Consider the following 26,778-nt stretch of genomic DNA (forward strand, 5'->3'; position numbering starts at 1 on the left):
ATGAGAACCGCCAAAGCGCGACCGGCGTCGAGCCGATCCATCAGGCAGCGCGTGTCGCGAATCCTGTCCAGGCTCCATCAAGCCATGCCGAATGCCAAGGTGGAATTGAATCATCGCAATCCCTTGGAACTGTTAATCGCGACAATCTTATCCGCCCAATGCACTGATCAACGAGTCAATGAAGTGACGCCGGCACTCTTCCGCCGATATACGAATGCGGCAGACTATGCCAAGGCCGATCCATCCGAGTTAGAAACCATCATCATGCCCACCGGTTTTTACAAAAGTAAAACGCGCAGCTTGATCGGCACCGGCAGGATGTTACTGGAGCGATTCGGCGGGAAGGTGCCGCAGACTATGGAAGAATTAGTTCAATTGCCCGGGGTGGGACGTAAGACGGCGAACGTTCTCTTGGGCAATTGTTTTGATCAGCCCGCCGTGGTGGTCGACACACATGTGAAGCGAGTGGCGCATCGACTGGGGCTGACGCAGAGTCAGGATCCCGAGGTGATTGAGCAGGATTTGCAGCGGGTGATGCCGCTTGATGAATGGACTTCAGGCTCTGAGCGGCTCTTATTACACGGCCGCTATATCTGCGTGGCGAAGCGTCCGAAGTGCGAACAATGCGCCATCTATAGCGATTGTTCATGGGAAGGAAAGCGACCGCGATGATCATCAGCATGACCGGATACGGACGAAGTGAAGGCGCCTGGTCTGGCGGAACGGTGACGGCCGAATTGCGATCCGTCAACCACCGGTTCTGCGAAATCGTCGTTCGTCTTCCAAAGGCACTGTCTTCGCTGGAAGAAGAACTGAAGCGGATGGTCCAGCAGCGTTGTGCACGAGGACGAGTTGAGCTGACGGTGTCATTATCAGGGGGCAAGGAGATTGGCAAACAACTGAGTCTTGACCAGGCCCTCGCAAGACAGTACCATGGCTTGCTTCGTGATCTGAAAAAGCAATTACGCCTAAGCGGTTCAATTGACGTCGCGATGTTGGCCGGCTATCGAGATCTCATTTCGGTCAGCGATCGTCCCGTTGACGAGAAACACCTCGTTCAAACCGCGAAACGAGTGACGACGGAGGCGTTGTCGATGCTGGATCAGATGCGTCGGCGTGAAGGAGCGGCGCTTGAAAAGGACCTGAAGCATCGTCTGCACACCGTTCGGGAAGAAATTGGGCATGTGGAGAAACGGAGCCCGCACGTTGCGCAGGACTATCTCGGACGCTTGAAAGCCCGCATAGCAAAGTTAACCGAACTTCCCGAGCTTGACGAAGGGCGGCTTTCCCAGGAATTGGCTCTGTATGCGGATCGGTGTGATATCTCCGAGGAAGTGACGCGGTTGGCCTCGCATCTTGCGCAGTGTGACACGACATTAAAGGCTGAGGAGCCGGTGGGTCGAACACTTGATTTTCTCCTTCAAGAAATTGGCCGAGAAGTGAATACGATCGGCTCTAAGGCCAATGATGCCGACATCGCGATGCATGTGGTGAAGCTTAAGGGCGAATTGGAAAAAATCCGCGAGCAGGTTCAGAATATCGAATGACGGAAGACGCTATCGGTAATCAGCTCTCTTGCATCGAGGCCGACTGGTGACAGCGGACAGCTCAAGGCGCAATTAAATTTATGGAACGTCGGGGTTTGTTGTTTGTCGTGTCTGCGCCATCCGGGGCCGGGAAAACGACGCTGTGCAAGGAATTGGTGGCGCGCGTTCCTCACCTTAAGCATTCAATTTCGTATACCACTCGATCGCCGCGACCCGGGGAGATGCACGGGAGGGAGTATTTTTTTGTCGAGGCTCGCTACTTTCAAGACCTCGTCGAGCGCGATGAGTTTGCGGAATGGGCGCAGGTGTATGGCCATCGATACGGGACCCCTCGCACGCCGTTGATCGAGATGATGGACAGGGGGATTGACGTGCTCTTGGAGATTGATGTGCAGGGAGCGCGGCAGATCAAAAAGATTTTTGAAGATGCCATATACACGTATATATTGCCTCCATCGATCGACGCCTTGCGACTCCGGCTGGAGCAGCGGGGCGGAGACTCCACGGAAGAGATCCACCGCCGTTTGCAGAAGGTCCGCGAGGAAATGTGGAGCTATCGGGAATACGATTACATCGTCAAAAACGACGATATGACACACGCGATCAAGGAGCTTGAGGCCATCGTGCTGGCCGAACGGATTAAAACCAAACGCGTCGATTTGCATTGGCTCGAAGAAAACTTTATTCGGGAAAAGGAGCTCCATTCACGGAGCGCCAACGATCAGTCTGATTGAAAAGGAGAGAACGATCATGATCGACATGCTGGCCTTACTGCCGGAAAACAGCAAAAATAGATATGATTCACGCCATCGACTCGTGATTGCGGCCTCGCAGCGAGCCAAACAGATCATGCAGGGTTCACGGCCGATGATCTCAACGAAATTTACGAAAGAAACGACGGTGGCCATCGACGAAATGGTGCAGGGCCGTCTCGAGTTCCTCATGGGTCCCGATGCCCGTCAAGCGATGAAGGAGATGAAGCGAAAGCGGGAGAGTGAGTTCGAACGGATGGCGACGGCCGGTACGACGCTGGGAGAGGATGCGCGAGAGATTAAGAAAGAACTGAGTGTGTACGTCGATGACTCGCCAAAAGTGCAAGAGGTGGAACCTGAGGCCGCCGCTGATTCCGAGCCGGATATTGAGGAGTAGCTCCCGCCAATTGCGATGAATCTGCTCGGCGCTCGAATTGTCCTCGGCGTGAGTGGCAGCATCGCTGCCTACAAGGCGGTGATGCTCGTGCGCACCCTCGTCCAAGAAGGGGCTGAGGTGACCGTGGCAATGACGGAATCGGCGACCAGATTTGTCAGCCCGCTCACCTTCGAAGTGCTGTCAGGGCGTCCCGTCGCAACGAGCGTTTTCCACCCCGGTCAAGCAATGCTCCATCTTACTCTTCCGGAACACGCTGATGCGATCGTCATCGCTCCGGCCACCGCCAATCAACTCGGAAAATATGCGACGGGGTTGGCGGACGATCTCCTCAGTACGATGGTGCTCACCGCAACCTGTCCCCTGATTCTGGCTCCCGCGATGGATGGAGGGATGTGGGATCATCCGGCTGTCCAGGCAAACGTACGCACGTTGCGTCAGCGAGGGGTGAAAGTCCTTGATCCCCAAGAAGGCGCGCTCGCGTCCGGTAAGGTTGGGAAAGGGCGTCTGACCGAAGAAGGCCTCATCATGGCCGCCATTGAAGCGGCCTTGATGCCGCAGCGCGATTGTGCGGGCCACCACGTCCTGGTCTCGGCAGGGCCGACACAAGAAGCGATCGACCCCGTTCGATTTATTTCCAATCGTTCATCGGGGAAGATGGGATATGCCTTTGCGGAAGCGGCTCGACATCGGGGGGCGGAGGTGATTCTAGTCACGGGCCCAACGGACTTGCCGACCCCTCCGGCGATTGAGTCGGTTCGCGTCTGTACCGCCGAAGAAATGACAAAAGCCATGCAATCACGACTGTCCTGGGCGACTGTCGTCATTATGGCGGCCGCAGTGGCTGATTTTCGCCCCAAGCGTCCATGGTTGAAGAAGATCAAAAAGGGCGGCGGTGCCTGGCAGCACCTTGAGTTAGAGCCGACCGATGATATCCTGACGCTATTGGTTCAACAACGTTCCTCACAACTGATTGTGGGATTTGCCGCTGAGACGGAAGCCGTGGCTGAACACGCAGCGGACAAGTTGAAGCGCAAAGGACTGGATCTCATCGTTGGCAATAATGTTGCTGAAGCGGGGTCTGGCTTCGGGTCGGATACCTCTGCTGCCGTCTTGATCGATCGGGAAGGACGAACAACGTCGATTCCGGTGATGTCTAAGCGGGCGTTGGCCGATAGAGTATTAGACGCCATCTTGATGCTTGGTCCACAGCGTAAGCCCGCGCGGTAGCATGCATCAGTCCGGGCGCTCATCTCACGCCTCCACGCTGCCCAGTTCCGACTTCGCCTTTCTTTGAAACCCCATCGGCCACGGGCATATAGAGTTGCAAGATTTCACCGTGCGATCTCGCCTAAACTCCGTGTGAACATGGATAAGTCCACCGGGACTCACGGACATTCCCGTCAGCGACTTTGTTTGACCCCTCGGATAGGCCCTGCTAGAATAAGCGCCATTTTCGTAAAAATAACTGGACGAACAGCGGACATTTCTCACGATGACCAGCATTCTTGTCCTACATGGCCCAAACCTGAATCTCCTCGGGACGCGGGAACAATCGATATATGGATTGCTCTCTCTCAAGGAGATTAATGCGACTATCGAAGATTTGGCGAGACAGGAGGGCGTTCGAGTGGACATCAGGCAGTCCAATCTGGAAGGGGAATTGGTGACGTGGATTCAAGATGCGAAGAGTCGGTTCGATGCCATCGTCATCAATCCAGCCGGCTACACGCATACCAGCATTGCAATACGCGATGCAATCGCCGCTGTGGCGATTCCAACCGTTGAGGTGCATCTTACCAATATCTACAAGCGGGAATCTTTCAGACATCGTTCCTACATTGCCGGGGTCGCGGTCGGGCAGATTTCCGGCTTTGGTCCAACCGGGTACTTGCTTGGAATGAGGGCGGCCCTGAGCCATCTGAAGTCGGTCCGTTCCCAGGCACAGTAATGTATGCTCGTGACAGAAGAAGGGAGATAGGTTTGTGATTTCGACCGCAGATTTCCGTAACGGATCTCGATTGCTCATTGATAAAGAGCCGTTTTATATCGTTGAATTTCAGCATGTGAAACCGGGAAAGGGCGGTGCCTTCGTCCGCACGAAATTGAAGAGCTATAGAACAGGGAACGTCCTCGACCGCACGTTTCGGTCGGGTGAAAAATTGGAAGAACCGGATCTCGAAGAACGCGACATGCAGTTCCTATATGCCGCGGGTGATACCTATACCTTCATGGACACGGAAACGTTTGAGCAATTCACGTATGAAAAAAAACAGTTGGGCGTGAATGCCGACCTGTTGAAAGAGAATACGATCTCGAAGGTGCTCATCTATGAGCATCAGCCACTGGCGGTGGAGTTGCCGATCTTTATTGAGCTGAAGGTCGTGGATGGAGAGCCGGGTGTCCGCGGGGATACGGCCTCGGGCGGCACGAGGCCGGTCATTGTCGAAACGGGCGCTATGATCAAGGTTCCTTTGTACCTTGAGATCGGCGAAGTGATCAAAATCGACACGCGGACCCGCGCGTATGTGGAGCGTGTACGGTGAAAAAGTCAAAGCGGTCAGCACGCGCCGGAGGAACCCGACACTCCTCGGTCGGGCCGCCCACCGTATCCAGTCGTCCACAATCTTTCAAAGACGACAACGGCCCGCTGGACGAGCCCAGCCGGTCCATTCAAAGCTTTATCAATCTGCTAAAACAGCATAATCTGGCCGAGCTGGAATTCGAGCGTGAAGGCTTTCGCATTCGATTGAAACGTGAGTCCGCTCCCGGAACGGCGCTCGTGACGAAATCCGACAGCATGACGGGCGGCACACCGCCACAGACGGATAGCCAGGCCGTCTCAGTCTCGGAAAATACCGCCGGGATGGTCACGATCACATCGCCCATCGTCGGCACGTTTTATCGATCTCCGTCCCCCGATGCCGATCCCTATGTGGAAGAGGGAGACGTTGTGAAAAAGGGGCAAGTGTTGTGCATTGTGGAAGCCATGAAGTTGATGAACGAAATCGAATCTGAGCTGCATGGGCGTGTGGTGAAGATTTTGGCCGAAAGTACGAAACCGGTAGAATACGGGCAACCCCTGTTCTTAGTCGACCCATCCCAAGCGTCTTGACCAGGATGTTGAATAAGCATCCAACGGCGTCTCGGATCGTCACGATCTTCAACGCATCCCAAGAAGAGTGCCGGGTCTTCGCTGACTCTGATTCGAGCGGGTGTCAGAGTCGGCCTTTTGTATGTCCTGCTGTTGTTGCGTGAAGGTCCGTCGTGTTTAAAAAAGTCCTTATCGCCAATCGTGGAGAAATCGCCCTTCGCGTGATTCGAGCCTGTAAAGAGCTCGGCATTTCCACGGTCGCGATCCATTCGGAAGTCGACGTCAATTCGCTGCATGTGCGGCTTGCCGATGAACACATCTGTGTGGGGCCCGCGGAAGACGGGCTGAGCTATCGCAATATTCCCAACGTGCTCAGTGCGGCAGAGGTGACGGGCGCCGAAGCCATCCATCCCGGCTATGGGTTCTTGGCTGAAAATGCGCACTTTGCCGAGGTGTGCGAATCCATCGGGATCAAGTTTATCGGTCCCACCTCAGAGAATATTGCGGCGTTAGGAGATAAGGCGCGGGCGCGAGAGATCATGGTGCGCCGCAACATCCCGGTTCTTCCAGGCAGTCCCGGTGAATTGCGCAGTGACGCGGACGCCATGGAGGCGGCGCGCAAAATCGGGTTCCCGGTCATCATCAAAGCTACCGCGGGCGGCGGTGGACGGGGGATGCGCGTCGTCAATAAAGAAGACGAACTGGTGCGCGCCTTCCAAGCGGCGCAGACCGAGGCCAAGTCGACGTTTGGGAACGAAGCGGTGTATCTCGAACGGTATTTTATCGAGCCGCGTCATATCGAAGTTCAGGTCTTGGCCGATGAGCGTGGACGCACGGTCTACCTGGGCGAGCGCGACTGCTCCATCCAACGACGCTATCAAAAGTTGGTGGAGGAAACGCCCTCCCCGGCTGTCGATGAAAAACTCCGACGAGAAATGGGACGGGTCGCCGTTGAGGCGATCAAGGCGGTGCATTATCGCAATGCGGGCACCGTGGAGTTTCTGCTCGATAAAGATCAAAATTTCTTTTTCATGGAAGTGAACGCCCGTATTCAGGTGGAGCACCCGATCACGGAAATGATCACGGGCATCGATCTCATTAAGGAACAGATTAAGATTGCAGCCGGGATGCCGCTCGCGTTTCGCCAGCAGGACATCAAGTTGACCGGTCACAGTTTTGAATGTCGCATCAATGCCGAAGACCCGGAGAAATTCACGCCCTGTCCCGGACTGATTACCCGCTACCATCCACCCGGGGGCATCGGTGTTCGCGTGGACTCCGTCATGGAATCGAACAGCATGGTCGTCCCCTACTATGATTCGATGATCGCCAAGCTCATCACGCACGGTCAGGACCGGGAAGAGGCGATGGCCAGAATGCGGCGGGCCCTGGAAGAATTTGCCATCGAGGGCATCAAGACGACCATCCCGCTGCACCGGCGTATCTTCGTGGACTCTGAATTCATGAAGGGACGCGTCTCCACGACATTTCTGGACCGGCTTCTGGCCAATCACGCTTCTGCGAACAAGTAGCTCGTGTCAATTCCACCGAGTCGGAAGACACTTCACGGCCTTTACATAATCGTGGACCCTCACTTCGTGCGACGGCTTACGCTGGTCGAAGCGTTAAAGGAAGCCGCAGCCGGCGGAGCTATGCTCTTTCAATATCGAGATAAGACCGCGACCGGGAGAGACCTCTATCATCAGGCAGAGCAATTGCGGCAGGCCGCTTGTGATGTCGGGGCGACGTTTATTGTCAATGACCGTTGCGATGTGGCAATGGCGGTAGAAGCGGATGGCGTGCATCTTGGACAGGGCGATCTGCCGCTGTCATTGGCAAAGGCCGTCATGGGTTCCGACAAGCTTATCGGCATCTCCACGCATACCGCCGAGCAAGTGCGTGAGGCGACGGCGGGAGGTCCCGACTATGTGGGATTCGGCCCGATTTTTCCAACCGCGTCGAAAGCAGACCATGAGCCGGTTGTCGGAGTGGAAGGCCTTTGGCACGCTCGGCGGTTGACGCCGCTCCCGATGTTTGCCATCGGCGGCATTACGATCGCCAGTGCGGAAGGCATCATGCAAGCAGGCGCGGACGGGATTGCGGTCATGTCGGCTGTCTGGGCAGCGCCGGATATTGCTACCGCCGTGAATGTGTTTATAGACCGGATTGCACGAGCGACTCGGCCAATGAGTGAATAGCCGGCTCCTGCGTGATCTTGCCCACTCCTGCCATCCAATCCAGTCGGCACGCCGATTGATAGGGGATTGGTCCAAAGACAGGCACTCCGCTTCGCTCTCGGATCAAGTTGGCGGTCGATTCACTTTGCTCGTGGTTTGGGGTAGGGAGCAGCTGATTCAGCAGAATGCCGACAACGGGAATTGCCCGCTGCCGTAATGCCTCGATCGTCAGAAGCGCATGATTGACGCCTCCCAACGCGGTACGCCCGACGACCAAAGCCGGCAAGTGGAGGGAGGCAATCATGTCGCGGACATCCATCTTGTCTGAGACAGGCACCATGACCCCTCCGACACCCTCCACCAAAATACAATCCTGATCGTTCGCGAGGATATGAAACGCCGCTGCAATACGATCCATCTCAATCGTCACTCCTGCTGCACGGGCGGCATCCAATGGAGCAAGCGGCATAGAAAAGCGGTAAGGGTTCACGAGATCGAGGGCAACCGTTCCCTCTATGGCATTCAGCAAGCGGGATGCATCCGAGCCAAGTTCCTCCGCGTCCAAGCAGCCTGTCTCAATCGGCTTCATGACCCCAACACGAACCCCGCGCTGCTTTAGGCAAACCGCCAATGCAGCAGTGGCGACTGTTTTCCCGACTCCCGTATCGGTCCCCGTGATGAAACAGCCGTGGTTGTGCCGCAATGAGAACTGCTGAATCATGACAGACGGCTATCCAGATTCCAGACTTGTCCGGACATGTCCTGCGAAGTCGCTAGATGAACGATGGAGCAAGCGATGTCCTCGAGGGTCGGAGTCCGTCCCAACATATGATCATTGATCTCCGCCTCGCTCGGCATGGCAGTACCGGATAATTCTGTCTTGTGCCAACCGGGCAAGACAGCGTTCACCCGAACATTGTGCCGGCCCCACTCTCGCGCCGCCACTTTGACGAGTCCCAGCAATCCGGCTTTCGAGGCGGCGTAGGCTGATTGACCGACATCGCCATGCAAACCTGCATAGGAGCTGACGACGACGATGGATCCGTCGCCTTGCTCGATCATTTGTCTGCCGGCTGATTGAACGCAATGAAAAGTCCCGGTGAGATTCGTGGCCAGGATGTTGCCCCATTCCTCTGAAGTGAGGCGTAGGAGAAGACGACTGGCCGACACACCGGCATTGCATATCATGACATCGAGTCGACCGTAGGAGGCTACCACGTTCTTGATCATTAGCTCGACCTGCATAGGATCACGGATGTCCGCTTGATGCGTCATCGCTTCGCTGCCGTCCTCAGCCATGAGCGCAATCGTGTGCTCAGCCTCCGCCTTGCGTTCACGGTAATGGACACCGACCTGCCAGCCGGCACGTGCGAATGCGAGGCATAAGGCCCGACCGATACCTCGTGATCCTCCGGTGATGAGGACGGTACGTGCTCTACGGTCCTGTGCCAAGTCGGTTCTGTTCGGGGCTTGAGTGAGTCTGGACATCAGAGGTGGCGATATTACGGGAATCCCCAAAGACAAGGCAACGAGGTCTTCCGCGACGCTTGCTGGGAGTCAAGACGTTGTGTTATGCGTAAAGCAACCGTGGAGGAGATCTATGCCGTGTCTAGTCGGCCGTCATGCGTTCGCGCACATCGCTTCCGTCACTGTCTGGGCTCTCATGATCGTTGTCCCGACGAACGTCTGGGCCCTTGAACCTCCTGCCGGTCACGAAAAGGAACGAATTGCCAACGCCGAGGATTATTTCCCCGATAGCCCGGGAATGCAATGGCGGTATCGTGGGGAAGTGATGGAAGGGCCGCTCCAGACCATTGCGCGAAATGGATTTGTGAATGTGTCCACGGTCAAAGGAACGGACAAGATCAAAGGTGTCACCGTCAAGGTGTTCCACGATACGAACCCCGGTAACCATGGCCCATCCGATAGTTATTACCGGAAGGATGTCGCAGGGATCGTCTACTATGGCTCTGATCCCGGCACACCGCTGGAGAAACAACTGGTTCCCTATCAGATTGTTCGGTTTCCTATCGAGATCCCCTCCTCCTTTCAACAGTTCAATCGAAAGGGGCTCGATTTCGGCAGCGACCTCGATGGCGACGAACAGAACGAGCAGGCCGATATGGAGGCCGTCGTCACCGCCATGGGTCGAGAGTCCGTGACCGTTCCGGCCGGCACCTATCCGGATGCCATCCGGGTTGAGGCGCGTATGACCATGCGGATTACGTTGTCCGGTAATCGCCGATCAGCGGTGGGGTCGGATGTCATGACGGCGTGGTTTGCGAAAGGGGTCGGGTTGATTAAGTATGTCGAACGGCAGGAACTGCCGCCATTGAAAAGCGACCGGGGAATGGTGACGGAAATCACCGAAGAGTTGGAGTCCATGTCCACGACGCCGCAGACGAGCCGAATTCCTTAATAGGCCTATTCCCATTCTGATGGGGCGAATCCCCGCCGCAACGTGTTCTCGCTCACGACGCGCGCAATCATAAACTGGCTCAAATAGTCTTCTCCACCCGCCTTCGCCCCGACTCCTGAGAGACGATGTCCGCCGAATGGTTGCCGGTTTACGAGTGCGCCGGTAATTGGACGGTTGATATAAAGATTCCCCACGTCAAACTGAAGTCGAGCAGCCCGAATATTTGCCGGACTCCGGGAGTAGACGCCTCCCGTCAATGCGTAGGATGTGTCATTAGCGATGTCAAGGGCCTCTTGAAATGACCGTGCCCGCATGACGACAAGCACCGGCCCAAAAATCTCATCCTGAGCAAGCCGATGAAACGGCTGAATATCGGCGACGATCGTCGGCGTAACAAAATAACCAGGCTCCTGCTTCCGCCCCATGACGACAATTCGACCTTCCTTCCTTCCAATCTCGATGTACTCTTCAACCTTTGCGAGAGCGCGCTCGTCGATCATGGGGCCCATCACGTTCGATGGATGTTCAGGCGGGCCGATGTGAAGACTCATCACGGCCTCCGTGAGTCGGCTGAGAAAGAGTTCGTAGACCGACTCGTGTACGACGGCACGCGAACAGGCCGAGCACTTCTGTCCCTGATATCCCGTAAAAGACTTCACCACGCCAGTGACCGCCTCGTCGAGATCCGCCGTTTCATCGATGATAATCGCATTCTTCCCGCCCATCTCGGCGATGACCCGCTTCAGCATACGTTGACCGGCAGTCACATGCGTACTCAGGCCTAACAGGTGCAGACCGACTTCCTTAGAACCGGTAAAGGCAATCACGTCGACGTCCGGATGCGTCGCCAATGTATGTCCGATATCGGGTCCGCCTGGCAGGACGTGAAGCACGCCCTCCGGTAGGCCGGCTTCTTTGAGCAGGTTCACCAGCAACAATCCGATGATGGACGATCGTTCGGATGGCTTGAACAGCACGACGTTGCCCGTGACGAGTGCGGCGGACACCATACCGGTTGGAATCGCGAGTGGAAAATTCCAGGGCGCAATGACGGCCGCCACGCCGCGCGGTGAATACAGTAGTTCGTTCAATTCGCCCGGCTCATGTCCTAACCGGCGCGGATGGCTCAGGCGTCGCATTTCTCGGGCATAGAACTCTAAAAAGTCGATGGCCTCTGCCACATCTGCGTCGGCTTCGCGCCATGGCTTACCGGTTTCGAAAATTTCCCAGGCGGCGAAGTCAAATCGACGCCGGCGCATCAGTGCCGCGGCCTTGATCATGATGTCTGCGCGCTCATCCGGCGTGTGGGATCTCCAATGAGACGCACGGGTTGTGGCGCTGTTCAGAGCACGTTGAACATCGCTGGTTGAACAGCTTTGGAGGCGGCCAATTATTTGGTCCGGTCGGCTCGGATTGCGTGAAACGAATTCAGGCCCGGACGGGCTGCCGCCTGTGAACGAACTCGCAAAGTGTCGGCCGAACTGTTTCTTGACACGGTCGATGGCTTCTTGCATGGCGGATCGGGAAGCGTCGCGGGAAAAGTCCGTGAGCGGTTCATTCACAAAGCGATCTACGGACACGGCGGGATCGCCCGATGGATCGGCCGCGCCATTGCCGCCAATGTCCGGGGACCCTGATGTCTGAAGAGGTGGATTCAAGAGCAGATCAAGCCGTTCCTTCTCCGAATATTCTTTCCGCAAAAAGGATTCATTAGACGTATTCTCCAACAGTCGCCGGACGAGGTACGCCATGCCGGGAATCAGTTCCCCAATGGGAGCGTAAATCCTCACGCGTCGCCCTGAGCTGGCCACGGCAGTTTGGTACGATTCAGCCATGCCAAACAGCATTTGAAATTCGTAAGCTTCCGGCGGAAGACCGCTGGCTTGAGCCAGCGCTTCGGCATGGGCTAGGCTCCGAAGATTATGCGTCCCAAACGCCGGTCGAATGACATTGATGTGCTCCAGTAACGTTCGGCTGAGCCGCTCGTAATGAGCATCCGTGTCGGCCTTCGATCGAAAGACGGGGATCGTCCACCCGCGCTGTTGGCTCCGTATCATTTCGGAGTCCCAGTAGGCGCCCTTGACCAAACGTACGGTGATCGGTGCGCCGCGTTGCTGAGCCCATCTCACCAGTCGATCCAAGTCTTCAGCCGAGTCGGTCAGATAGGCTTGCAGTGCAATGCCGGCATGCGGGTAGCTCCGATACGCCTTTTCGGAAAGGAGTCGCATGAAGGCGGTCAGAATGATGTCTTTGATCTCTACCTGCTCCATATCGAACGTAATGGCGGCGGGGATGGTCTGGGCCAGATCAAGTATGGGGCGAAGACGAGCGGCGATTGCCTGATAGGCGCCCTCGGGGTCGACGGGATCAAGCTGCGAATAGAGCGCGGACAGCTTCACGGAGAGATGGACGCGAGGAATGGTTCCGAGATGATCGCGTTCCAAGAGGTTGTCGAACGACCAGGTGGCAGTATCGCGACCAAGCAGGGTGAGGGCTTCAAGGCAACGCCTGCGATAGCGGTCGGCCTCGATTTCTGAGACGCTCGCTTCCCCCAGTAAGTCAATGGAGCAGGCTCGTCCGCTCTTCCAGAGTTGCGACAGCTTCGGCCCCGCATCTTGCACCGTCGTCCCGGCGATGAACATCCGGGCCATTTCTAGGATTTGTTGACGCAACGTATGGCCGGCGAGACGCGCGCCAAGTGTTGTGACGGAGGCGGCTCGAAGTCCCCATTGCAGGGGCGTGGCTAAGGTCCGGAGATCTTCAAAATATTCCGCGACTAGCTTGGTCACTTGACGATCGTCCTTCAAGGATGGCAAGAGGTCGATGAAACGAAACAGGCGGACCTTGAAGGCCTCATCCTTCATGCACCAGTCCAGCAGCGTATTCGACCACCATCGTCGATTGAAGAGGGTGGGCGCTAAACCGGCGGAGCGACCGGCGAGTTCATGAGCTATTCGGTCGATCGCCGATTCGAGATCGGGAACGCTATGTTTTTCAGTGACATTCGGGATTAGACGTGTCATCTCTTATAGTATACACTCACTGTGAATCCCCTTGAAAATTGCGCGACCGATCGATATCATAGGCGCCAATTTTTCTGCCTGATCGACTAACTTAAATTCCATAGTCACTGGAGGGTAAGAGTGGAGCAACCGCAATTCAAAACGGACTACCCAACGATTGTCCTCTTTTTCACCATGACGGTGGCGACTGTCATTGGTGTGCCGCTGTTTGGGTACGTCTACGGATTTTCCGCACTCGATTGGACCATGTTCGTGCTGCTGTATCTGGTTACCGGTCTCGGTATTACCGTCGGCTACCATCGTCTGATCTCGCATCGAAGTTTCGAATGCAAGCCGTGGGTGAAGGGCTGTCTCCTCATAGCGGGCGGCTGGGCCCTCGAAAACTCGGCCTTGCGATGGTGCTCCGATCATATTCGGCATCACGCGCGCTGCGATGGACAGGAAGACCCCTACAATGCGACCAAGGGGTTTTGGTATAGCCATTGCGGATGGTTGTTTACCAAGTCGCCCTATCGGGAAGAAAAATATGAAAGGACGCTGAGGAAAGATCCCCTGATCATGTGGCAGGATCGGTATTACTTGCCGATTGTCTTATCAGGATTGGCGCTGCCGTTTGTCGTGGGATTTCTCTATGGCGGCTGGATGAGTGGACTCAGTTGTTTTATCTTGGCCGGTGTAGGGCGTACGTTTTTCGTGCTCAATTCGACTTTCTGTATCAACTCGATCTGTCATATGTGGGGGGCGCAGCCGCACGGGACCGGGGACAGCAGCCGTGACAGTTGGTGGATCTCTCTCATCACGTTCGGCGAGGGATACCACAACTATCATCACATGTTTCTCCGGGACTATCGCAATGGCGCCGAATGGTATCATTTCGATCCCTCGAAATGGCTGATCTTCACGCTGTCAAAGCTTGGATTGGCCTATAATCTTCAACGTCACGAGGCGTAGCCCCTCCTTATTCCTGCCCGGTTCAGGGTCCAGCATCTTGTCTCGTCGAAAATGGTTAGCGTATGATGAAGGGACAGGGGTGTACGCGGCGAAGGCCGCGCACACCCCGGTGCGATGTCAGTGTGATGGCCGTCTTGTTTAGATCTTGTTTAGATTCGGTAGGAAGGAGAGATTGTGGCAGAAGGTAATCCGGGGGCGACCGGACAGGCACAAGAGAATCTGATCCCTGGCGTCAAACACGTCATTGCGGTGAGCAGCGGCAAAGGTGGCGTGGGGAAATCGACGGTCGCTGTCAATCTAGCCGTCGCCCTTGGACAGTTGGGTGCGCGTGTCGGTTTGATGGATGCGGATGTGTATGGGCCCAACATTCCCATGATGATGGGAGTCACGCAGCCTCCGGAGCAGCAGGACGGAAAGATCAAGCCCGCCGAAAGCCATGGAGTGAAGTTAATATCGATGGGATTTTTCGTGGCCGAAGACACGGCAGTGGTCTGGCGTGGACCGATGATTCATACTGCGATTCAGCAGTTTTTTCGGGACGTCGTCTGGGGGGAACTGGATTATCTCCTGATTGACCTGCCCCCGGGGACTGGGGATGCACAATTGACCATTTCACAACTGGTGCCATTGAGCGGTGCCATCACAGTCACGACACCACAGGAAGTCTCGCTTCATGACGTGCGCAAAGGGATGATGATGTTTCAAAAGGTGAATGTTCCCTTGTTGGGCATCATCGAAAATATGAGCTATTACGTCTGTGCGCACTGTGGGACTCGGGATGAGATTTTCTCTCATGGTGGCGGCCAGCGGGCGGCCGAAAAACTGGGGATTCCATTTCTCGGTAATATCCCCATCGATCCGGCGATCCGTGCCGGGGGGGACACTGGAATGCCGCTCGTTGTAGCCGATCCCGATTCACCCCAATCGAAGGCGTTCAGAAGTATTGCCCAGAAGATACAATCTGGACTCGGCGCCGGATCGGACACAAGCGCCGGTTCATCAACAATTGAAAGTCTGCTAAAAAAAATCAAGCGGCCACTCTCGAACGGATAACGCGGATAGAGTGCAGCGCATCATAATGTGGAGGAGCTGATGGCGGATTTTACACGAGTGGCTGGAGTGGATGATGTCAAGCCCGGGACCGGCATGGTGGCCGAGATCAATGGGCAGGCGGTCGCGGTTTTTAACGTAGAGGGGACGTACTATGCTGTCGATAATACGTGCGTGCATCGCGGGGGACCCCTCGGTGAAGGGGAGCTTGAGGGCGACGTGGTGACCTGCCCTTGGCACTCCTGGCAATTCAATGTGAAGACGGGTGTCTCGGTCAATAATCCGTCAGCCTGCGTGAAGACCTACCAGGTGAAAGTCGAGGGACCAGATATTAAGGTCCTGCTCTAGGGCGGTCTGTCTCAATCGTTCTTTCCTCGCTCAGTTACAGGGCAGTCACGAATCGGTTCTCTGCTCAACTCTTTAAGCGATGGCGTTTGGTGCTGTCGTGTGCCAACTAGCACACCGCGCGCAGCCTTATCTCATCTTGTGTCCCCTTGTGCCATCCGGCATAATGACGTGGTGGAATCGGACGATCTCCTATCCCTCTACCGCCAAATGCTGCTCATTCGCCGATTCGAAGAAAAATCGGCGGAAATGTATGCGCTCGCCAAAATTGCCGGCTTTCTGCACCTCTACATCGGGGAAGAAGCGGTCGCTGTTGGCGCCATTGCGTCGATACGGCCGGATGACTATGTGATCAGCGCCTATCGAGATCACGGCCATTGTCTTGCCAAAGGATCCGATTCGGGCAAGGTTATGGCAGAGTTGTTCGGAAAAGTAGGCGGCTTATGCAAGGGCAAAGGCGGCTCCATGCATTTGATCGATGCTGACCGGCATTTCATGGGCGGGTACGCGATTGTCGGCGGCCATCTACCATTGGCAACGGGATTGGCCTTTGCTTCCCAATACCAGAAGAGGAATCAAGTTGTGCTGTGTTTCTTTGGAGAGGGAGCCGTCCCAAGCGGACAAGCCCACGAGGCATTCAATCTCGCTGCACTCTGGAAATTGCCGGTGATCTTTATCTGCGAAAACAATCGCTACGGAATGGGTACGCCGGTGCAGCGCGCCGTGGCCTTGTATTCGAATCTGACCGATAAAGCTCGTTCCCACGGGATCGAGGCGACACAAATGGATGGGATGGATGTCTTGGCGGTGCGCGAAGGCATGCGTAAGGTCGTGGATCGCGTACGCCAAGGTCAGGGACCGCATTTTATCGAGGCGGTGACCTACCGCTTCATGGGACATTCAATGGCTGATCCTGCGCACGGTCATTATCGAAGCAAAGAGGAGGTTGAGAAGGAACGCAAGCGTGATCCGTTGGTTATATTGAAGCAGACGATGGTGGACGCACATGGCATAAGTGAGGACGAGTTCAAGCGCGTGGAACGAGAGGTAGCTACCGAGGTGACCGCCGCAGTCAAATTTGCCGATGACAGTCCGTTTCCGGCGAAAGATGAATTGTATACCGACGTCTATATGAGCTCCTAGGCGGTGGCAAGCATGATGATGTCTTATCGCGACGCCTTGAATCAAGCTATGCGGGAAGAGATGCGTCGTGACGAGAAGGTATTTTTGATAGGCGAAGAGGTCGGGTACTATCAGGGGGCATTTAAAGTCAGTAAAGGATTCGTCGAAGAGTTCGGCCCGAAACGGGTGCTCGATACGCCAATCACAGAGGCCGGCTTCACGGGGCTTGCCATCGGTGCCGCGATGGCCGGCTTGCATCCCATTGTAGAGTTAATGACGTTTAATTTCGGGATTCTCGCGATGGATCAGATCGTGAACAACGCCGCGAAGATCCGGTACATGTCCGGCGGACAATTGTCCGTTCCTATTGTTATTCGCGGACCGGGCAGTGCGGCCCACCAACTCGGTGCGCAGCACTCTCAAAGCTTGGAAGCCTGGTTCGCCCATGTGCCGGGGCTCAAAGTCATCGTCCCGGCGACGCCGCATGATGCTAAGGGTCTGCTAAAAAGCGCCATCCGCGATCCCAATCCGGTCATTTTTATCGAAGCACAACTGCTGTACGGCACGAAAGGCGAAGTGTCGGACGGAGACTATACCATTCCCATTGGTCGTGCGGACGTGAAGCGCAAGGGACGTGACGTGACAGTCGTCGCGTATTCAAAGATGTTGTTACTGGCGTTGGAGGCGGCGGAGGAACTTACTCGCCAAGGCATTGATGTCGAGGTCGTCGATCCGAGAACATTGAAGCCGTTGGACGTGGATACCATCGTCGCATCGGTCAAAAAGACGGGACGATTGGTCGTTGTCGAAGAAGGATGGCGCTTTGCAGGAATGGGCGCTCAAATCGTGGAGACCGTCTATAGCGCCGCGTTCGATTATCTTGATGCACCAATTGTGCGTGTCACGGGCGAAGATGTTCCCATTCCGTACACTCGATCACTCGAGGATCTCGCTATTCCGGATCGGGCCCGTATCGTGCGGGCCGTTCAAACGCTCCTCGCCCGAGCATAGCGTAGAAAGGAGAACGCATGGCAACCGCAGCAACCACATCGGTGACGCCGCGTCACATTGAAGTCACTGAAACATTGGTACGGTTATATGTTTTTCTCGCGAACTATTTGGATCGATGTCTCAATGAGGCCGCGCGCCAAACCTATCCGGAAGCGGAGCTTCAGAAGCATCTCGCCGAGACGATCGCCAAGCTGTCCGAGATTCTGACTATTAATCGAGTCGTAAAGACGAAAGTACAGGAGGAGTGCGATCGAACAATTGCACTGGGATCCGCCTGCTTGCAGGCCGGGGCCACGGGAGCTATGGCCGAGGATATTAAAGCTGCGCGGGCAGTCTTGCAGAACAAGACGATTGCGTTGAGCGATTTACTCGCGGTATTCAGATCGATCTGAATACTGGGTCCAAGAGTCAGAAAGTCCGAAAGGCCCACACGTCGCCAAGTCGAGACGTAAACCTTTCGATATTATAACGTTATGGCTATGTTCGAGAACGTTGAAAAGCATCAAGTCGCGGGCCTTGATGAAAAAGAGCGGGGGTTTAATCGTCAGATCGACGTGGAACGGACCGACGCGTGCTACCGCGCCATTCTGCGGTATGAGCAAACACTGGTAGAAACGGCAGCATGCGACACGTCTGTGCAAGCCGTCGACGAATTGGTACGCATGCTACGTGACCGCGGCTATACCCAGCTGCGCAGTCGATTAAATTTTAAGGGGGCGGCTTATCTAGGAACCCAAGAGCCGTGGATTGAATATCCGGATCCTCATGGGCCGGCTGAGTTCCCTGAGGGGCCGGTACCTGAACAGTTGGCGCGCCGAACAGGCTGGATCGGGCGAGTGTTACAACTATTCCGGTCTTAAGTCTCAGTTGTTGATATGCCAAATGTAAGAGAATGATCAAAACGGTCATTCAAGAAGGCCTCAGGCGAAGTTAAAGCCGCAGGCGCAGCCTCTGAGCTACATCGAGGACTTTAACGAGACGAGACCGTAGCCTTGGGAAGGGGCACGTCCATGAGGAAAAGAGCCGTCTCGGCTCGGCGTGGGCGGGTGAAGTGAGCGCCTGAGGTGGGTGGGTGTAATAGGGCCGTCTTCAGCATTCTCCCGGGAGGAAAGTATGGCGACGCGTGTTGTGATGCCCAAGCTCACCGATACCATGGAAGAAGGCGTCGTGCTGGGATGGAAAAAGTACGAGGGTGATCAAGTGGCGGCCGGAGACGTTCTTGCGGAGATCGAGACGGACAAGGCGGTCATGGATCTGGAAGCCTTCGGGTCGGGAACACTGAGGAAGGTTTTGGCCGGTGAAGGGCAAACGGTCAAGTCGGGCGCATTGATCGCGCTGATCGCAGAGCCTGATGAGGATATTGATTCAGCGATGAATGAGGCCGTCGCGCCTGGACAGACCGCCGCGCCCGAGCAAAAGCCGAAGCCTTCCACCGAAGTCAAACCGGAGATACAACCCCAACGAGGACAACCCGAGGCGAAGGACGACAAGAAGGCGAAAGAAGCGGAACATACTCAGGAGGCCCAGGTCAAAGCATCGCCGCGCGCAAAAGCGCTTGCATCGGAGCGTGGTATTGATTTGCGAACCATCAAGGGGAGTGGGCCTGACGGACGGATTATTGAACGCGATCTTCCAGAGGCCAAGCCGGGTGCTTCGGCGGCCGCGACTGTTGATCGTCCACTGAGCCAGATGCGGAAGGCCATTGCCCGTACGCTGGTCCAAAGTAAGGCGCCCGTTCCGCATTTTTATCTGACCGCCGAGATTGCTATGGACGAGGCCGAGCGGTTGCGTCATCAGTTGAAGCGGTTGTATAAGGTCCATCCAAGTGTGACGGATCTGCTCATCAAGGCGGCTGCGCTCGCGCTGACGAAACATCCGGAGATCAACGTGTCGTTTGCCGGTGAGACCCTTCGCCAGCATGGAAGCATCGATATCGGCATTGCCGTCGGTCTGGACGATGGTTTGATTACTCCGATTCTGCGAAATTGCGTGTCAAAGACTCTTGACCAGATTTCCAGCGAAGCGAAAGAGTTGATCGATCGTGCTCGGAACAAGCGATTGCAACCCCACGAGTATGAAGGCGCGACGTTTTCGATTTCGAACCTCGGAATGTTTGAAGTCGAGAATTTTATTGCCGTGCTCGTACCGCCGCAAGCCGCTGCGCTGGCAGTCGGTGCGATTCGGGACGTGCCGGTCGTCGACAATGGCGCGGTGAAGGTCGGCCGACGTATGAAAGTCACCTTATCATGCGACCATCGTGCGCTCGACGGCCTGCAAGCCGCCAAGTTTCTCCAGCACGTTAAGGCGGTGCTCGAGGCTCCCCTTCAACTTGTGCTAGGAGATGGTTCACGATGAGCTTCGTGCCGCTCCATGAAATTCGTTCGGCAGTGCGACGATCTTCTGATGAACTCATGCCTGCATCGGACGCGCGGACGGGGCGGCTGCCGCCATGGTTCAAGGTGAAGATCCGGCAAGGCCCCGACTACAAAGACATTCGCAGCACGATGGACCGACTCGGTCTCCACACGATTTGCGAAGAAGCGCGATGTCCGAATGTCTGGGAATGTTGGAATGCCCGCACGGCCACGTTTTTGATTTTAGGCGATATCTGTACGCGTCGATGCCACTATTGTGCTGTCACCACTGGACGGCCGCTTGGCTTAGATCGCGAGGAGCCGTGGCGGGTGGCTCAAGCGGTGCAGGCTCTTGGGCTTCGCCATGTCGTCATTACTTCAGTGAATCGCGACGAGCTAGAAGACGGCGGCGCTGAAATCTTTGCCGAAACAATTCGGCAGATCCGCCATTCGATTCCAACCTGTACGATAGAGGTTCTCATTCCTGACTTTGAAGGTAATTACATTGCCTTACAAACCGTAATAAAAGAGGCGCCTGGGATAGTGAATCACAACATTGAAACCGTCAGGCGCCTCTTTCCATCGATCAGGCCCCAAGGCAAATACGATCGCTCTATCGAACTTTTGAACCGGGCGAAACGCCTCGGTGCACGGACGAAATCAGGCCTGATCGTCGGGATGGGCGAAACGCTTGAAGAAGCACGGGACGTGATGCGAGACTTGCGTGCGGCCGGTTGCGACATCATGACTATCGGTCAATATTTGCAACCTACCAAAGACCATCTTCCGGTCAACCGGTTTTACCATCCCGATGAGTTTGCCGCCTTAAAAGAAGAAGGCCTGGCCATGGGCTTTCACCACGTTGAGTCAGGCCCACTCGTCCGTAGTTCTTATCATGCCGCTCACCAGGCCTCTTAGGTCTCGCAGAATGTGCAAAAAGGCTTATTGCACCCTTTCTCCCAATGGCGCACCAAGACGCGGCCCCTGCCAACCGATATCTATGGGCGTCTAGCATCTCGTGATACAGCGCATATATTCCTTCAATTGACTCTCTTCCGACCCGCCCATATAATGACTCGATTGATCGATTGTCTGTCTTCCCACGGCTCAATGACCACGTTTTCAAAGGACAATCTGGCTCAGCGGCTCAACGGATTCACGGCCCGTTTACGACATGCGTTTGCCATGATGCCGGAGGGTCAGCCGCTGTCGGCTGATGATATGGCGCTGCTTGAACAAGTTGCCGATGCCGTGATTCGTCGCCGCATGGTGACCCCGGCGCTAGTATTTTTAGAGTCAATGGGACCGATGAACTTTCTTGGCAGCCAAGCCCTGCACTTCTTCACCCCACTACTTGATGTCGTATTTCCTCAACGTGACATTGAGCGCGTCGCCCTGCTTCTCGAACGGCGCGATACGCTCACACGGCTGGCGGCAATCATCGAGAGTCGAGCTGACGCACAGCAGGCCGCGAATCGACGATGAGTTCTGCCGCGCCGCCCGATCGCTCACTTCAGACCATCATTGCGACCGATTGTGGCAGTACGACCACGAAAGCCATCCTGATAGAAAAGACGCCGGACGGCTATCGTCAGACCTATCGCGGCGAAGCGCCGACCACGGTGGAAGCGCCCTTTGAAGATGTCACGCGCGGCGTCCTGAATGCCATCGCCGAGGTAGAAGAACTGTCCGGTCGGAAGATTCTCGACGGCGAAAAGATCATCACGCCGAGTGGGGCAGGTGGCGATTCGAAGAGCGGCGTGGATATTTATATCTCCACCAGCAGTGCCGGCGGCGGGCTGCAGATGATGGTGGCCGGCGCGGTGCAAAGTATGACCGGCGAGAGTGCGCAGAGGTGTGCGTTGGGCGCTGGTGCGATCGTGATGGACGTGCTCGCCTCCAACGACGGTCGGCTGCCACATGAGAAGATCGAGCGTATCCGCTCTCTTCGTCCCGATATGATCTTGCTATCGGGCGGGACAGACGGCGGAACCGTCACACATGTCGTCGAGATGGCAGAATACATCGCGGCGGCAGAACCGAGGCCCCGCCTGGGCATGTCGTATAACCTGCCGCTGATTTATGCCGGGAACAAGGATGTGCGGCCCCGGATCCAAGAGATTCTCGGAGAGAAGACGGCCCTCACGATTACGGAGAATATTCGTCCCGTGTTGGAGCGCGAAAACCTTGCGCCGGCCCGCAATAAAATCCACGACCTATTTCTCGAGCATGTCATGGCGCAGGCTCCGGGATACAAGAAACTGATTTCGTGGGCAGGAGCACCTATCATTCCCACACCCGCCGCCGTCGGCATGATTATGGAGAGCCTTGCGCGGCGCGACGGGATCAATCTAATCGGCGTGGATATCGGTGGCGCGACGACCGATGTCTTCTCGGTGTTCAATGGGGTATTCAATCGGACGGTCAGTGCGAACCTCGGGATGTCGTACAGCATTTCGAACGTCCTTACGGAGGCGGGCTTGCCGAATATCATGCGGTGGGTGCCGTTCTCGATCGAAGAGCAGACCCTCCGCAACCGCATCAAGAACAAAATGATTCGACCGACCACCATTCCCCAGACGCTGGACGAACTCCAAATCGAACATGCCATTTCTCGGGAGGCGTTGCGGCTGGCCCTGGATCACCACAAATCCTTGGCGACCGGATTGAAAGGCGTTCAGCAGGAGCGGACCATCTCGGATATTTTCGAACAGAAGGGGTCGGGAGCCACGCTCATCGATATGCTGAAATTGGACCTGATCGTGGGAAGTGGCGGAATCTTGTCCCATGCGCCGCGCCGCGTGCAATCCATGCTGATGATGGTCGATGCGTACCAGCCATTGGGAGTCACGACCCTCGCGGTCGATAGTATTTTTATGATGCCCCACCTCGGTGTCTTATCGACCGTGAACGAACAGGCCGCCACGGAAGTGTTCGTCAAAGATTGCCTTGTCTACCTCGGCACCTGTGTGGCTCCGATCGGGCAGGGCAAGGACGGCGAACGTTGCCTGGAATACACCATCACGTTTGAAGGAAGTCGACCGCCGGAGAGCGGGACGCTGGCCTTCGGCGAACTCCGACTGATTCCACTGACAGCCCATGAGCAGGCCAAGATCGAATTGCGTCCTGCAAAGGGTGTCGACGCGGGCGAAGGGAAGGGCAATGCGAGCACTCGTCCCGTCAAGGGCGGCGCGGTCGGGCTCCTACTAGATGGTCGAGGCCGGCCGCTCCAATTGCCTACGGATCCACAGACCCGCGTTGCAGCTCTGACTCGTTGGTATAAGGCAGTGGAGCTATATCCGAAATGAATCGGAAATTCGTAGCATCAGGTCCAGTCTGCTCAAAAAGGCTTTCCCGCAAGGCCGCAGAGAGCTTGGACCCGAGCTTGGACCCCCAGCGTACGAGTTGGTACGTGAAGAATTCATGCGACTGAGAACCCTGTTGGAAGGCTTTTTCAGCAGACTGCTATGGGACATTCGTATACACCAGGCTTAACCGTCACCGAGCGCACCGTGACACGCAAACGGCGGTTGCTCCCGATCCCGGGCACGGTCCTCGTTCAAGTAGGCGACCGGGTTGGGTCGGAGACAATAGTGGCGCGAACGGAATTGCCTGGCAAGGTGCATCCGCTCAATGTGGCGAACCTATTAGGCGCGGCCCCCGATGAAATTCACGAATACCTCATCAAGAAAACGGGGGAGGCGGTTCGGCGCGATGAAGTCGTGGCAGAGAACAAACCGCTCATAAAATGGTTCAGGACGGAAGTGCGTTCGCCGATCGACGGCACCATCGACTCGGTCTCGACCGTCACGGGTCAGGTGCTCCTTCGTGAACCTCCGCGATCGTTGAATCTGCTGGGATACATCGATGGCCGCGTCATCGAAGTGCATCCGAAACAAGGCGTGACGGTTGAAACCGCCTGCACGTTGATCCAAGGCATTTTTGGAATCGGCGGAGAAACGTGGGGTGAGCTGACCATGGCGGCGGAGGCCCCGGATGAGATCTTAGCTCCGGCAAAACTGTCGCCCGCCATGAAAGGCAAGATTGTCGTCGGGGGCGCGTTTTTGGGCGCTGACACAATGAAGCGTGCTCGGGAATGCGGTGTCGCTGCCTTGGTCATCGGGGGAATTCATGATAAAGACCTACGTGAATTATTAGGGTATGATCTGGGTGTGGCGATTACCGGTACCGAACGTGTCGGCTTCACCTTGGTAATTACGGAAGGATTCGGCACGATCCCGATGGCTGCCAAAACCTTTAAGCTATTGCAGGCACATGCCGGACAGAAAGCTTCGATCTCCGGTGCGACCCAGATTCGCGCCGGTGTCATCCGGCCTGAGATTATTATTGCCACCGATCAGGCGGCCGGTCCCCAACCAGCTATGCCTGCAAGAGGGGGCGAGGAAGAGGGTCCGACCGGTCTCAAGATCGGCGATCACGTGCGTATTATCCGCGATCCACTCTTCGGGCGCCTGGGGCAGGTCGTCGCATTGCCGCCCGAGTTGACGAAGATCGAGACTGAAAGCGACGTCCGTGTGCTTGAAGTGCAATTCGCGGACAAGGCCGTTGCGACGATTCCTCGCGCCAACGTGGAAATTATCGAAGGGTGAAGTTTCTGGTCAACGTCTCAAGCCAAGTGCTCACGCGATGGACAGGTCATCTTCTCCCGGCGCTTGTCCTCATCGTTGTCCCTGCCATTACGTTCTCACAGCAGCCCGTACAGCCACCTCAAGGCGTGAAAGCGTTTGATACCCCCAGCGATGCCGGGGGTTCCATCACCCTGGTCTGGTCCGCGGCACCCTACGACGGGCCGGACGTGCGTTACCAAATCCGCATGACCAATGGTGAGGACAAGGCAACGACTGAAGGCTCGAGTGGAAAGGTGCTTGCGGAGTTTCCCTCCGACACCCGTTATGTGCATGATGCAAAACTGCCGTGGTGGACACGGCCGGGGAAACCCGACGACCACTACTATGCCGTGAAGTCAGGCAAAGGCATTGAGCTGAAGAATGGCACGAGTTATTACTTCACCGTCTCGACCGTGAGGGGAGAGCAACGTGCCGATGCCCCAACAGTGCAGGCGGTTCCCGAGCCAAACTGGGTCAATTGGAATTCCATGAACAACCTCCTCGTCGTGCTCCTGTTCGGGGCCGTCGTAGTGGGATCCATCTACACCGCGAGACGGCGCGAAATTTTTTTGAGGCGTATCCCCGGATTGGATGCAGTGGATGAGGCGATCGGCCGTTCAACAGAGTTGGGCAAGCCGATTCTATTTCTTACCGGCGCAGGGGATATGAGTGAGCCGTCAACGTTGGCCGCCGCCGTTATTCTTGGCCGGGTCGCGAAGCGGGTGGCCTCCTACGAGACCGACTTACTGGTTCCGCATCGCGATCCGATTGTTATGGCGGTATGCCAAGAGATCACTAAACAGGCATACCTCGAAGCCGGGAAACCGGATGTCTTTAAGGAAGATTCGAATTTTTTCATTACGACCGATCAATTCAGCTATACGGCATCGGTCGATGGACTCATGCTCCGGAAACAACCGGCGGCGAACTTCTTCATGGGATCGTACTTTGCCGAGGCCCTCTTGCTGACCGAGACAGGAGCCAGCACCGGCGCCATCCAGATCGCCGGGACCGACTCCGACCATCAATTACCGTTCTTTGTCACGACGTGCGATTACACACTTATTGGTGAAGAATTGTATGCGGCTAGTGCCTATCTGTCGCGAGAGCCGGTTCAGGTAGGCACGTTGCGTGGACAGGACATCGGGAAAGGCATTGTCCTCGGCATGATTCTGATCGGCACGCTGCTGGCTACCGCGGGGGTGATGCTGAATGCGGAATGGCCGTCACTCGTGCTGGACCTGTTGAAGGATCTGAAATGAATTTTCTCCGACGCCAACTTCCGTTGATGATTACCTTCGTGATGGGCATTGTCTTCATCGCACAGTATTACATCCCGCATCCGGCGTCTGAAGAATTGCTGACCACCGTCAACAAGTGGCTCCAGATTATTGGCGGTTTTGCATTGATTCTCGGCGTGACGAGTTTATTTCATCAACATGCCGTCAAGATTCGTCGGAAGGAACCGGGGTGGGGCTATAGTTTCGTGCTCTATGCCGGGATGCTCGGCACCATTGCGGTGGGGCTGTGGGTGAACGGCAAAGAATCGATTAACGGCGGCATGACGGCCTTTGGATGGATCTACTCCTACACGATGGTCCCGCTCCAAGGCACCATGTTTGCCATACTGGCGTTTTTCATCGCCTCCGCCGCCTATCGCTCGTTCCGAGCGAGAAGTCGAGAGGCCGCCGTCCTACTGATTGCGGCCATCATCGTCATGATGGGTCGAGTGCCGCTCGGCGAATACCTCGTGCCGATCACCGGCGATATCACGCAATGGATTCTCAACGTCCTGAACGCCTCCGTCCGTCGCGCCATTTTGATCGGGGTCAGTTTGGGAGCGGTCGCGCTGTCACTGAAGATCATCTTTGGGATGGAGCGGTCGTATCTTGGCGGCGGCAAAGAGTAATG

At 56.0% G+C, this 26,778-nt stretch carries 28 protein-coding genes; 25 read left to right on the forward strand and 3 right to left on the reverse strand.

Annotated features, from left to right (window positions below; translation table 11 throughout):
- The 10 genes from nth (at position 1) to thiE (ending at position 7,985) form a co-directional block, all read left to right on the forward strand.
- Positions 1-672 carry an endonuclease III gene (nth, locus tag ACWHYZ_RS08260; RefSeq protein ID WP_447986803.1) on the forward strand — a complete coding sequence of 224 codons (672 nt, stop codon included), beginning with the start codon at positions 1-3 and terminating at the stop codon, positions 670-672.
- Positions 648-1,547, forward strand: coding sequence for a YicC/YloC family endoribonuclease (locus tag ACWHYZ_RS08265; RefSeq protein WP_447986804.1), 900 nt, complete (start codon positions 648-650; stop codon positions 1,545-1,547). The genes nth and ACWHYZ_RS08265 overlap by 25 nt, the downstream gene beginning before the upstream one ends.
- Positions 1,548-1,627: 80 nt before the next feature.
- Entirely contained in the window at positions 1,628-2,281 is a 654-nt protein-coding gene (gmk, locus tag ACWHYZ_RS08270) for a guanylate kinase (RefSeq protein WP_447986805.1), read from the forward strand.
- Positions 2,282-2,297: 16 nt separating this feature from the next.
- On the forward strand, positions 2,298-2,696 hold the full coding sequence (rpoZ, locus tag ACWHYZ_RS08275; RefSeq protein ID WP_447986806.1) for a DNA-directed RNA polymerase subunit omega: 399 nt from the start codon (positions 2,298-2,300) through the stop codon (positions 2,694-2,696).
- 15 nt (positions 2,697-2,711) lie between these two features.
- Entirely contained in the window at positions 2,712-3,923 is a 1,212-nt protein-coding gene (gene coaBC, locus ACWHYZ_RS08280; protein ID WP_447986807.1) for a bifunctional phosphopantothenoylcysteine decarboxylase/phosphopantothenate--cysteine ligase CoaBC, read from the forward strand.
- Between the two features lie 265 nt (positions 3,924-4,188).
- On the forward strand, positions 4,189-4,644 hold the full coding sequence (aroQ, locus tag ACWHYZ_RS08285) for a type II 3-dehydroquinate dehydratase (protein ID WP_447986808.1): 456 nt from the start codon (positions 4,189-4,191) through the stop codon (positions 4,642-4,644).
- 34 nt (positions 4,645-4,678) lie between these two features.
- Positions 4,679-5,239: an elongation factor P gene (gene efp, locus ACWHYZ_RS08290; RefSeq protein WP_447986809.1), complete on the forward strand. Its 561-nt coding sequence runs from the start codon at positions 4,679-4,681 to the stop codon at positions 5,237-5,239.
- Positions 5,236-5,808, forward strand: coding sequence for an acetyl-CoA carboxylase biotin carboxyl carrier protein (accB, locus tag ACWHYZ_RS08295; RefSeq protein WP_447986810.1), 573 nt, complete (start codon positions 5,236-5,238; stop codon positions 5,806-5,808). The genes efp and accB overlap by 4 nt, the downstream gene beginning before the upstream one ends.
- A gap of 152 nt (positions 5,809-5,960) precedes the next feature.
- Entirely contained in the window at positions 5,961-7,319 is a 1,359-nt protein-coding gene (accC, locus tag ACWHYZ_RS08300) for an acetyl-CoA carboxylase biotin carboxylase subunit (RefSeq protein ID WP_447986811.1), read from the forward strand.
- Positions 7,320-7,370: 51 nt separating this feature from the next.
- On the forward strand, positions 7,371-7,985 hold the full coding sequence (gene thiE, locus ACWHYZ_RS08305; protein WP_447987540.1) for a thiamine phosphate synthase: 615 nt from the start codon (positions 7,371-7,373) through the stop codon (positions 7,983-7,985).
- On the opposite strand, the gene bioD is transcribed toward thiE, so the two are convergent.
- Positions 7,942-8,685 (reverse strand): dethiobiotin synthase, encoded by a 744-nt coding sequence (gene bioD / locus ACWHYZ_RS08310; RefSeq protein WP_447986812.1) that lies wholly within the window; start codon positions 8,683-8,685, stop codon positions 7,942-7,944. The genes thiE and bioD overlap by 44 nt on opposite strands.
- Positions 8,682-9,416: an SDR family NAD(P)-dependent oxidoreductase gene (locus ACWHYZ_RS08315; RefSeq protein ID WP_447986813.1), complete on the reverse strand. Its 735-nt coding sequence runs from the start codon at positions 9,414-9,416 to the stop codon at positions 8,682-8,684. Before ACWHYZ_RS08315 ends, bioD begins: the two co-directional genes overlap by 4 nt.
- Positions 9,417-9,564: 148 nt before the next feature.
- Between ACWHYZ_RS08315 and ACWHYZ_RS08320 the strand changes: the two genes are divergently transcribed.
- Positions 9,565-10,383, forward strand: a complete 819-nt coding sequence (locus ACWHYZ_RS08320) for a hypothetical protein (RefSeq protein WP_447986814.1) — start codon at positions 9,565-9,567, stop codon at positions 10,381-10,383.
- Positions 10,384-10,388: 5 nt separating this feature from the next.
- Here ACWHYZ_RS08320 and ACWHYZ_RS08325 read toward each other — a convergent pair whose 3' ends face one another.
- On the reverse strand, positions 10,389-13,406 hold the full coding sequence (locus tag ACWHYZ_RS08325) for a proline dehydrogenase family protein (RefSeq protein ID WP_447986815.1): 3,018 nt from the start codon (positions 13,404-13,406) through the stop codon (positions 10,389-10,391).
- A gap of 120 nt (positions 13,407-13,526) precedes the next feature.
- On the opposite strand from ACWHYZ_RS08325, the gene ACWHYZ_RS08330 reads away from it, so the two are divergent.
- From ACWHYZ_RS08330 to ACWHYZ_RS08395, 14 genes are all read left to right on the forward strand, one after another.
- Positions 13,527-14,357: an acyl-CoA desaturase gene (locus tag ACWHYZ_RS08330; RefSeq protein WP_447986816.1), complete on the forward strand. Its 831-nt coding sequence runs from the start codon at positions 13,527-13,529 to the stop codon at positions 14,355-14,357.
- Between the two features lie 174 nt (positions 14,358-14,531).
- The gene (locus tag ACWHYZ_RS08335) at positions 14,532-15,410 is read left to right on the forward strand and encodes an Mrp/NBP35 family ATP-binding protein (protein WP_447986817.1); all 879 of its coding nucleotides are present in this window, start codon (positions 14,532-14,534) and stop codon (positions 15,408-15,410) included.
- A 39-nt stretch (positions 15,411-15,449) separates the two neighbouring features.
- Positions 15,450-15,755 (forward strand): Rieske (2Fe-2S) protein, encoded by a 306-nt coding sequence (locus ACWHYZ_RS08340; RefSeq protein ID WP_447986818.1) that lies wholly within the window; start codon positions 15,450-15,452, stop codon positions 15,753-15,755.
- Positions 15,756-15,926: 171 nt separating this feature from the next.
- The gene (gene pdhA, locus ACWHYZ_RS08345) at positions 15,927-16,895 is read left to right on the forward strand and encodes a pyruvate dehydrogenase (acetyl-transferring) E1 component subunit alpha (protein WP_447986819.1); all 969 of its coding nucleotides are present in this window, start codon (positions 15,927-15,929) and stop codon (positions 16,893-16,895) included.
- Between the two features lie 12 nt (positions 16,896-16,907).
- Positions 16,908-17,885: a pyruvate dehydrogenase complex E1 component subunit beta gene (locus ACWHYZ_RS08350; RefSeq protein WP_447986820.1), complete on the forward strand. Its 978-nt coding sequence runs from the start codon at positions 16,908-16,910 to the stop codon at positions 17,883-17,885.
- 17 nt (positions 17,886-17,902) lie between these two features.
- Positions 17,903-18,277 carry a hypothetical protein gene (locus tag ACWHYZ_RS08355; protein ID WP_447986821.1) on the forward strand — a complete coding sequence of 125 codons (375 nt, stop codon included), beginning with the start codon at positions 17,903-17,905 and terminating at the stop codon, positions 18,275-18,277.
- Positions 18,278-18,358: 81 nt separating this feature from the next.
- The gene (locus tag ACWHYZ_RS08360; protein WP_447986822.1) at positions 18,359-18,745 is read left to right on the forward strand and encodes a hypothetical protein; all 387 of its coding nucleotides are present in this window, start codon (positions 18,359-18,361) and stop codon (positions 18,743-18,745) included.
- A 253-nt stretch (positions 18,746-18,998) separates the two neighbouring features.
- Complete coding sequence (locus ACWHYZ_RS08365) at positions 18,999-20,240, forward strand: dihydrolipoamide acetyltransferase family protein (protein WP_447986823.1); 1,242 nt, start codon at positions 18,999-19,001, stop codon at positions 20,238-20,240.
- A gap of 56 nt (positions 20,241-20,296) precedes the next feature.
- Complete coding sequence (gene lipA, locus ACWHYZ_RS08370) at positions 20,297-21,157, forward strand: lipoyl synthase (RefSeq protein WP_447987541.1); 861 nt, start codon at positions 20,297-20,299, stop codon at positions 21,155-21,157.
- Between the two features lie 192 nt (positions 21,158-21,349).
- Positions 21,350-21,724 carry a hypothetical protein gene (locus ACWHYZ_RS08375; RefSeq protein ID WP_447986824.1) on the forward strand — a complete coding sequence of 125 codons (375 nt, stop codon included), beginning with the start codon at positions 21,350-21,352 and terminating at the stop codon, positions 21,722-21,724.
- Positions 21,721-23,547 carry a glutamate mutase L gene (locus ACWHYZ_RS08380; RefSeq protein ID WP_447986825.1) on the forward strand — a complete coding sequence of 609 codons (1,827 nt, stop codon included), beginning with the start codon at positions 21,721-21,723 and terminating at the stop codon, positions 23,545-23,547. The genes ACWHYZ_RS08375 and ACWHYZ_RS08380 overlap by 4 nt, the downstream gene beginning before the upstream one ends.
- A gap of 159 nt (positions 23,548-23,706) precedes the next feature.
- A complete protein-coding gene (locus tag ACWHYZ_RS08385; RefSeq protein ID WP_447986826.1) occupies positions 23,707-24,849 on the forward strand; it encodes a hypothetical protein in 1,143 nt (380 codons plus the stop codon).
- Positions 24,846-26,129 carry a DUF6754 domain-containing protein gene (locus ACWHYZ_RS08390; protein WP_447986827.1) on the forward strand — a complete coding sequence of 428 codons (1,284 nt, stop codon included), beginning with the start codon at positions 24,846-24,848 and terminating at the stop codon, positions 26,127-26,129. The genes ACWHYZ_RS08385 and ACWHYZ_RS08390 overlap by 4 nt, the downstream gene beginning before the upstream one ends.
- A complete protein-coding gene (locus tag ACWHYZ_RS08395; protein WP_447986828.1) occupies positions 26,126-26,776 on the forward strand; it encodes a hypothetical protein in 651 nt (216 codons plus the stop codon). Before ACWHYZ_RS08390 ends, ACWHYZ_RS08395 begins: the two co-directional genes overlap by 4 nt.
- Positions 26,777-26,778: the final 2 nt, after the last annotated feature.

It is taken from the genome of Nitrospira sp. Nam74, assembly GCF_965152615.1.

Excerpts from the sequence above, each read along its gene's own strand:
- lipA (WP_447987541.1), top strand. The coding sequence starts at position 20,297 with ATGCCTGCATCGGACGCGCGGACGGGGCGGCTGCCGCCATGGTTCAAG.
- bioD (WP_447986812.1), bottom strand. The coding sequence starts at position 8,685 with ATGATTCAGCAGTTCTCATTGCGGCACAACCACGGCTGTTTCATCACG.
- aroQ (WP_447986808.1), top strand. The coding sequence starts at position 4,189 with ATGACCAGCATTCTTGTCCTACATGGCCCAAACCTGAATCTCCTCGGG.
- rpoZ (WP_447986806.1), top strand. The coding sequence starts at position 2,298 with ATGATCGACATGCTGGCCTTACTGCCGGAAAACAGCAAAAATAGATAT.
- coaBC (WP_447986807.1), top strand. The coding sequence starts at position 2,712 with ATGAATCTGCTCGGCGCTCGAATTGTCCTCGGCGTGAGTGGCAGCATC.
- ACWHYZ_RS08395 (WP_447986828.1), top strand. The coding sequence starts at position 26,126 with ATGAATTTTCTCCGACGCCAACTTCCGTTGATGATTACCTTCGTGATG.
- ACWHYZ_RS08375 (WP_447986824.1), top strand. The coding sequence starts at position 21,350 with ATGACCACGTTTTCAAAGGACAATCTGGCTCAGCGGCTCAACGGATTC.
- ACWHYZ_RS08325 (WP_447986815.1), bottom strand. The coding sequence starts at position 13,406 with ATGACACGTCTAATCCCGAATGTCACTGAAAAACATAGCGTTCCCGAT.
- ACWHYZ_RS08320 (WP_447986814.1), top strand. The coding sequence starts at position 9,565 with ATGCCGTGTCTAGTCGGCCGTCATGCGTTCGCGCACATCGCTTCCGTC.
- ACWHYZ_RS08350 (WP_447986820.1), top strand. The coding sequence starts at position 16,908 with ATGATGATGTCTTATCGCGACGCCTTGAATCAAGCTATGCGGGAAGAG.
- ACWHYZ_RS08360 (WP_447986822.1), top strand. The coding sequence starts at position 18,359 with ATGGCTATGTTCGAGAACGTTGAAAAGCATCAAGTCGCGGGCCTTGAT.
- ACWHYZ_RS08380 (WP_447986825.1), top strand. The coding sequence starts at position 21,721 with ATGAGTTCTGCCGCGCCGCCCGATCGCTCACTTCAGACCATCATTGCG.
- ACWHYZ_RS08355 (WP_447986821.1), top strand. The coding sequence starts at position 17,903 with ATGGCAACCGCAGCAACCACATCGGTGACGCCGCGTCACATTGAAGTC.
- ACWHYZ_RS08385 (WP_447986826.1), top strand. The coding sequence starts at position 23,707 with ATGGGACATTCGTATACACCAGGCTTAACCGTCACCGAGCGCACCGTG.
- nth (WP_447986803.1), top strand. The coding sequence starts at position 1 with ATGAGAACCGCCAAAGCGCGACCGGCGTCGAGCCGATCCATCAGGCAG.
- ACWHYZ_RS08365 (WP_447986823.1), top strand. The coding sequence starts at position 18,999 with ATGGCGACGCGTGTTGTGATGCCCAAGCTCACCGATACCATGGAAGAA.
- ACWHYZ_RS08340 (WP_447986818.1), top strand. The coding sequence starts at position 15,450 with ATGGCGGATTTTACACGAGTGGCTGGAGTGGATGATGTCAAGCCCGGG.
- gmk (WP_447986805.1), top strand. The coding sequence starts at position 1,628 with ATGGAACGTCGGGGTTTGTTGTTTGTCGTGTCTGCGCCATCCGGGGCC.
- ACWHYZ_RS08265 (WP_447986804.1), top strand. The coding sequence starts at position 648 with ATGGGAAGGAAAGCGACCGCGATGATCATCAGCATGACCGGATACGGA.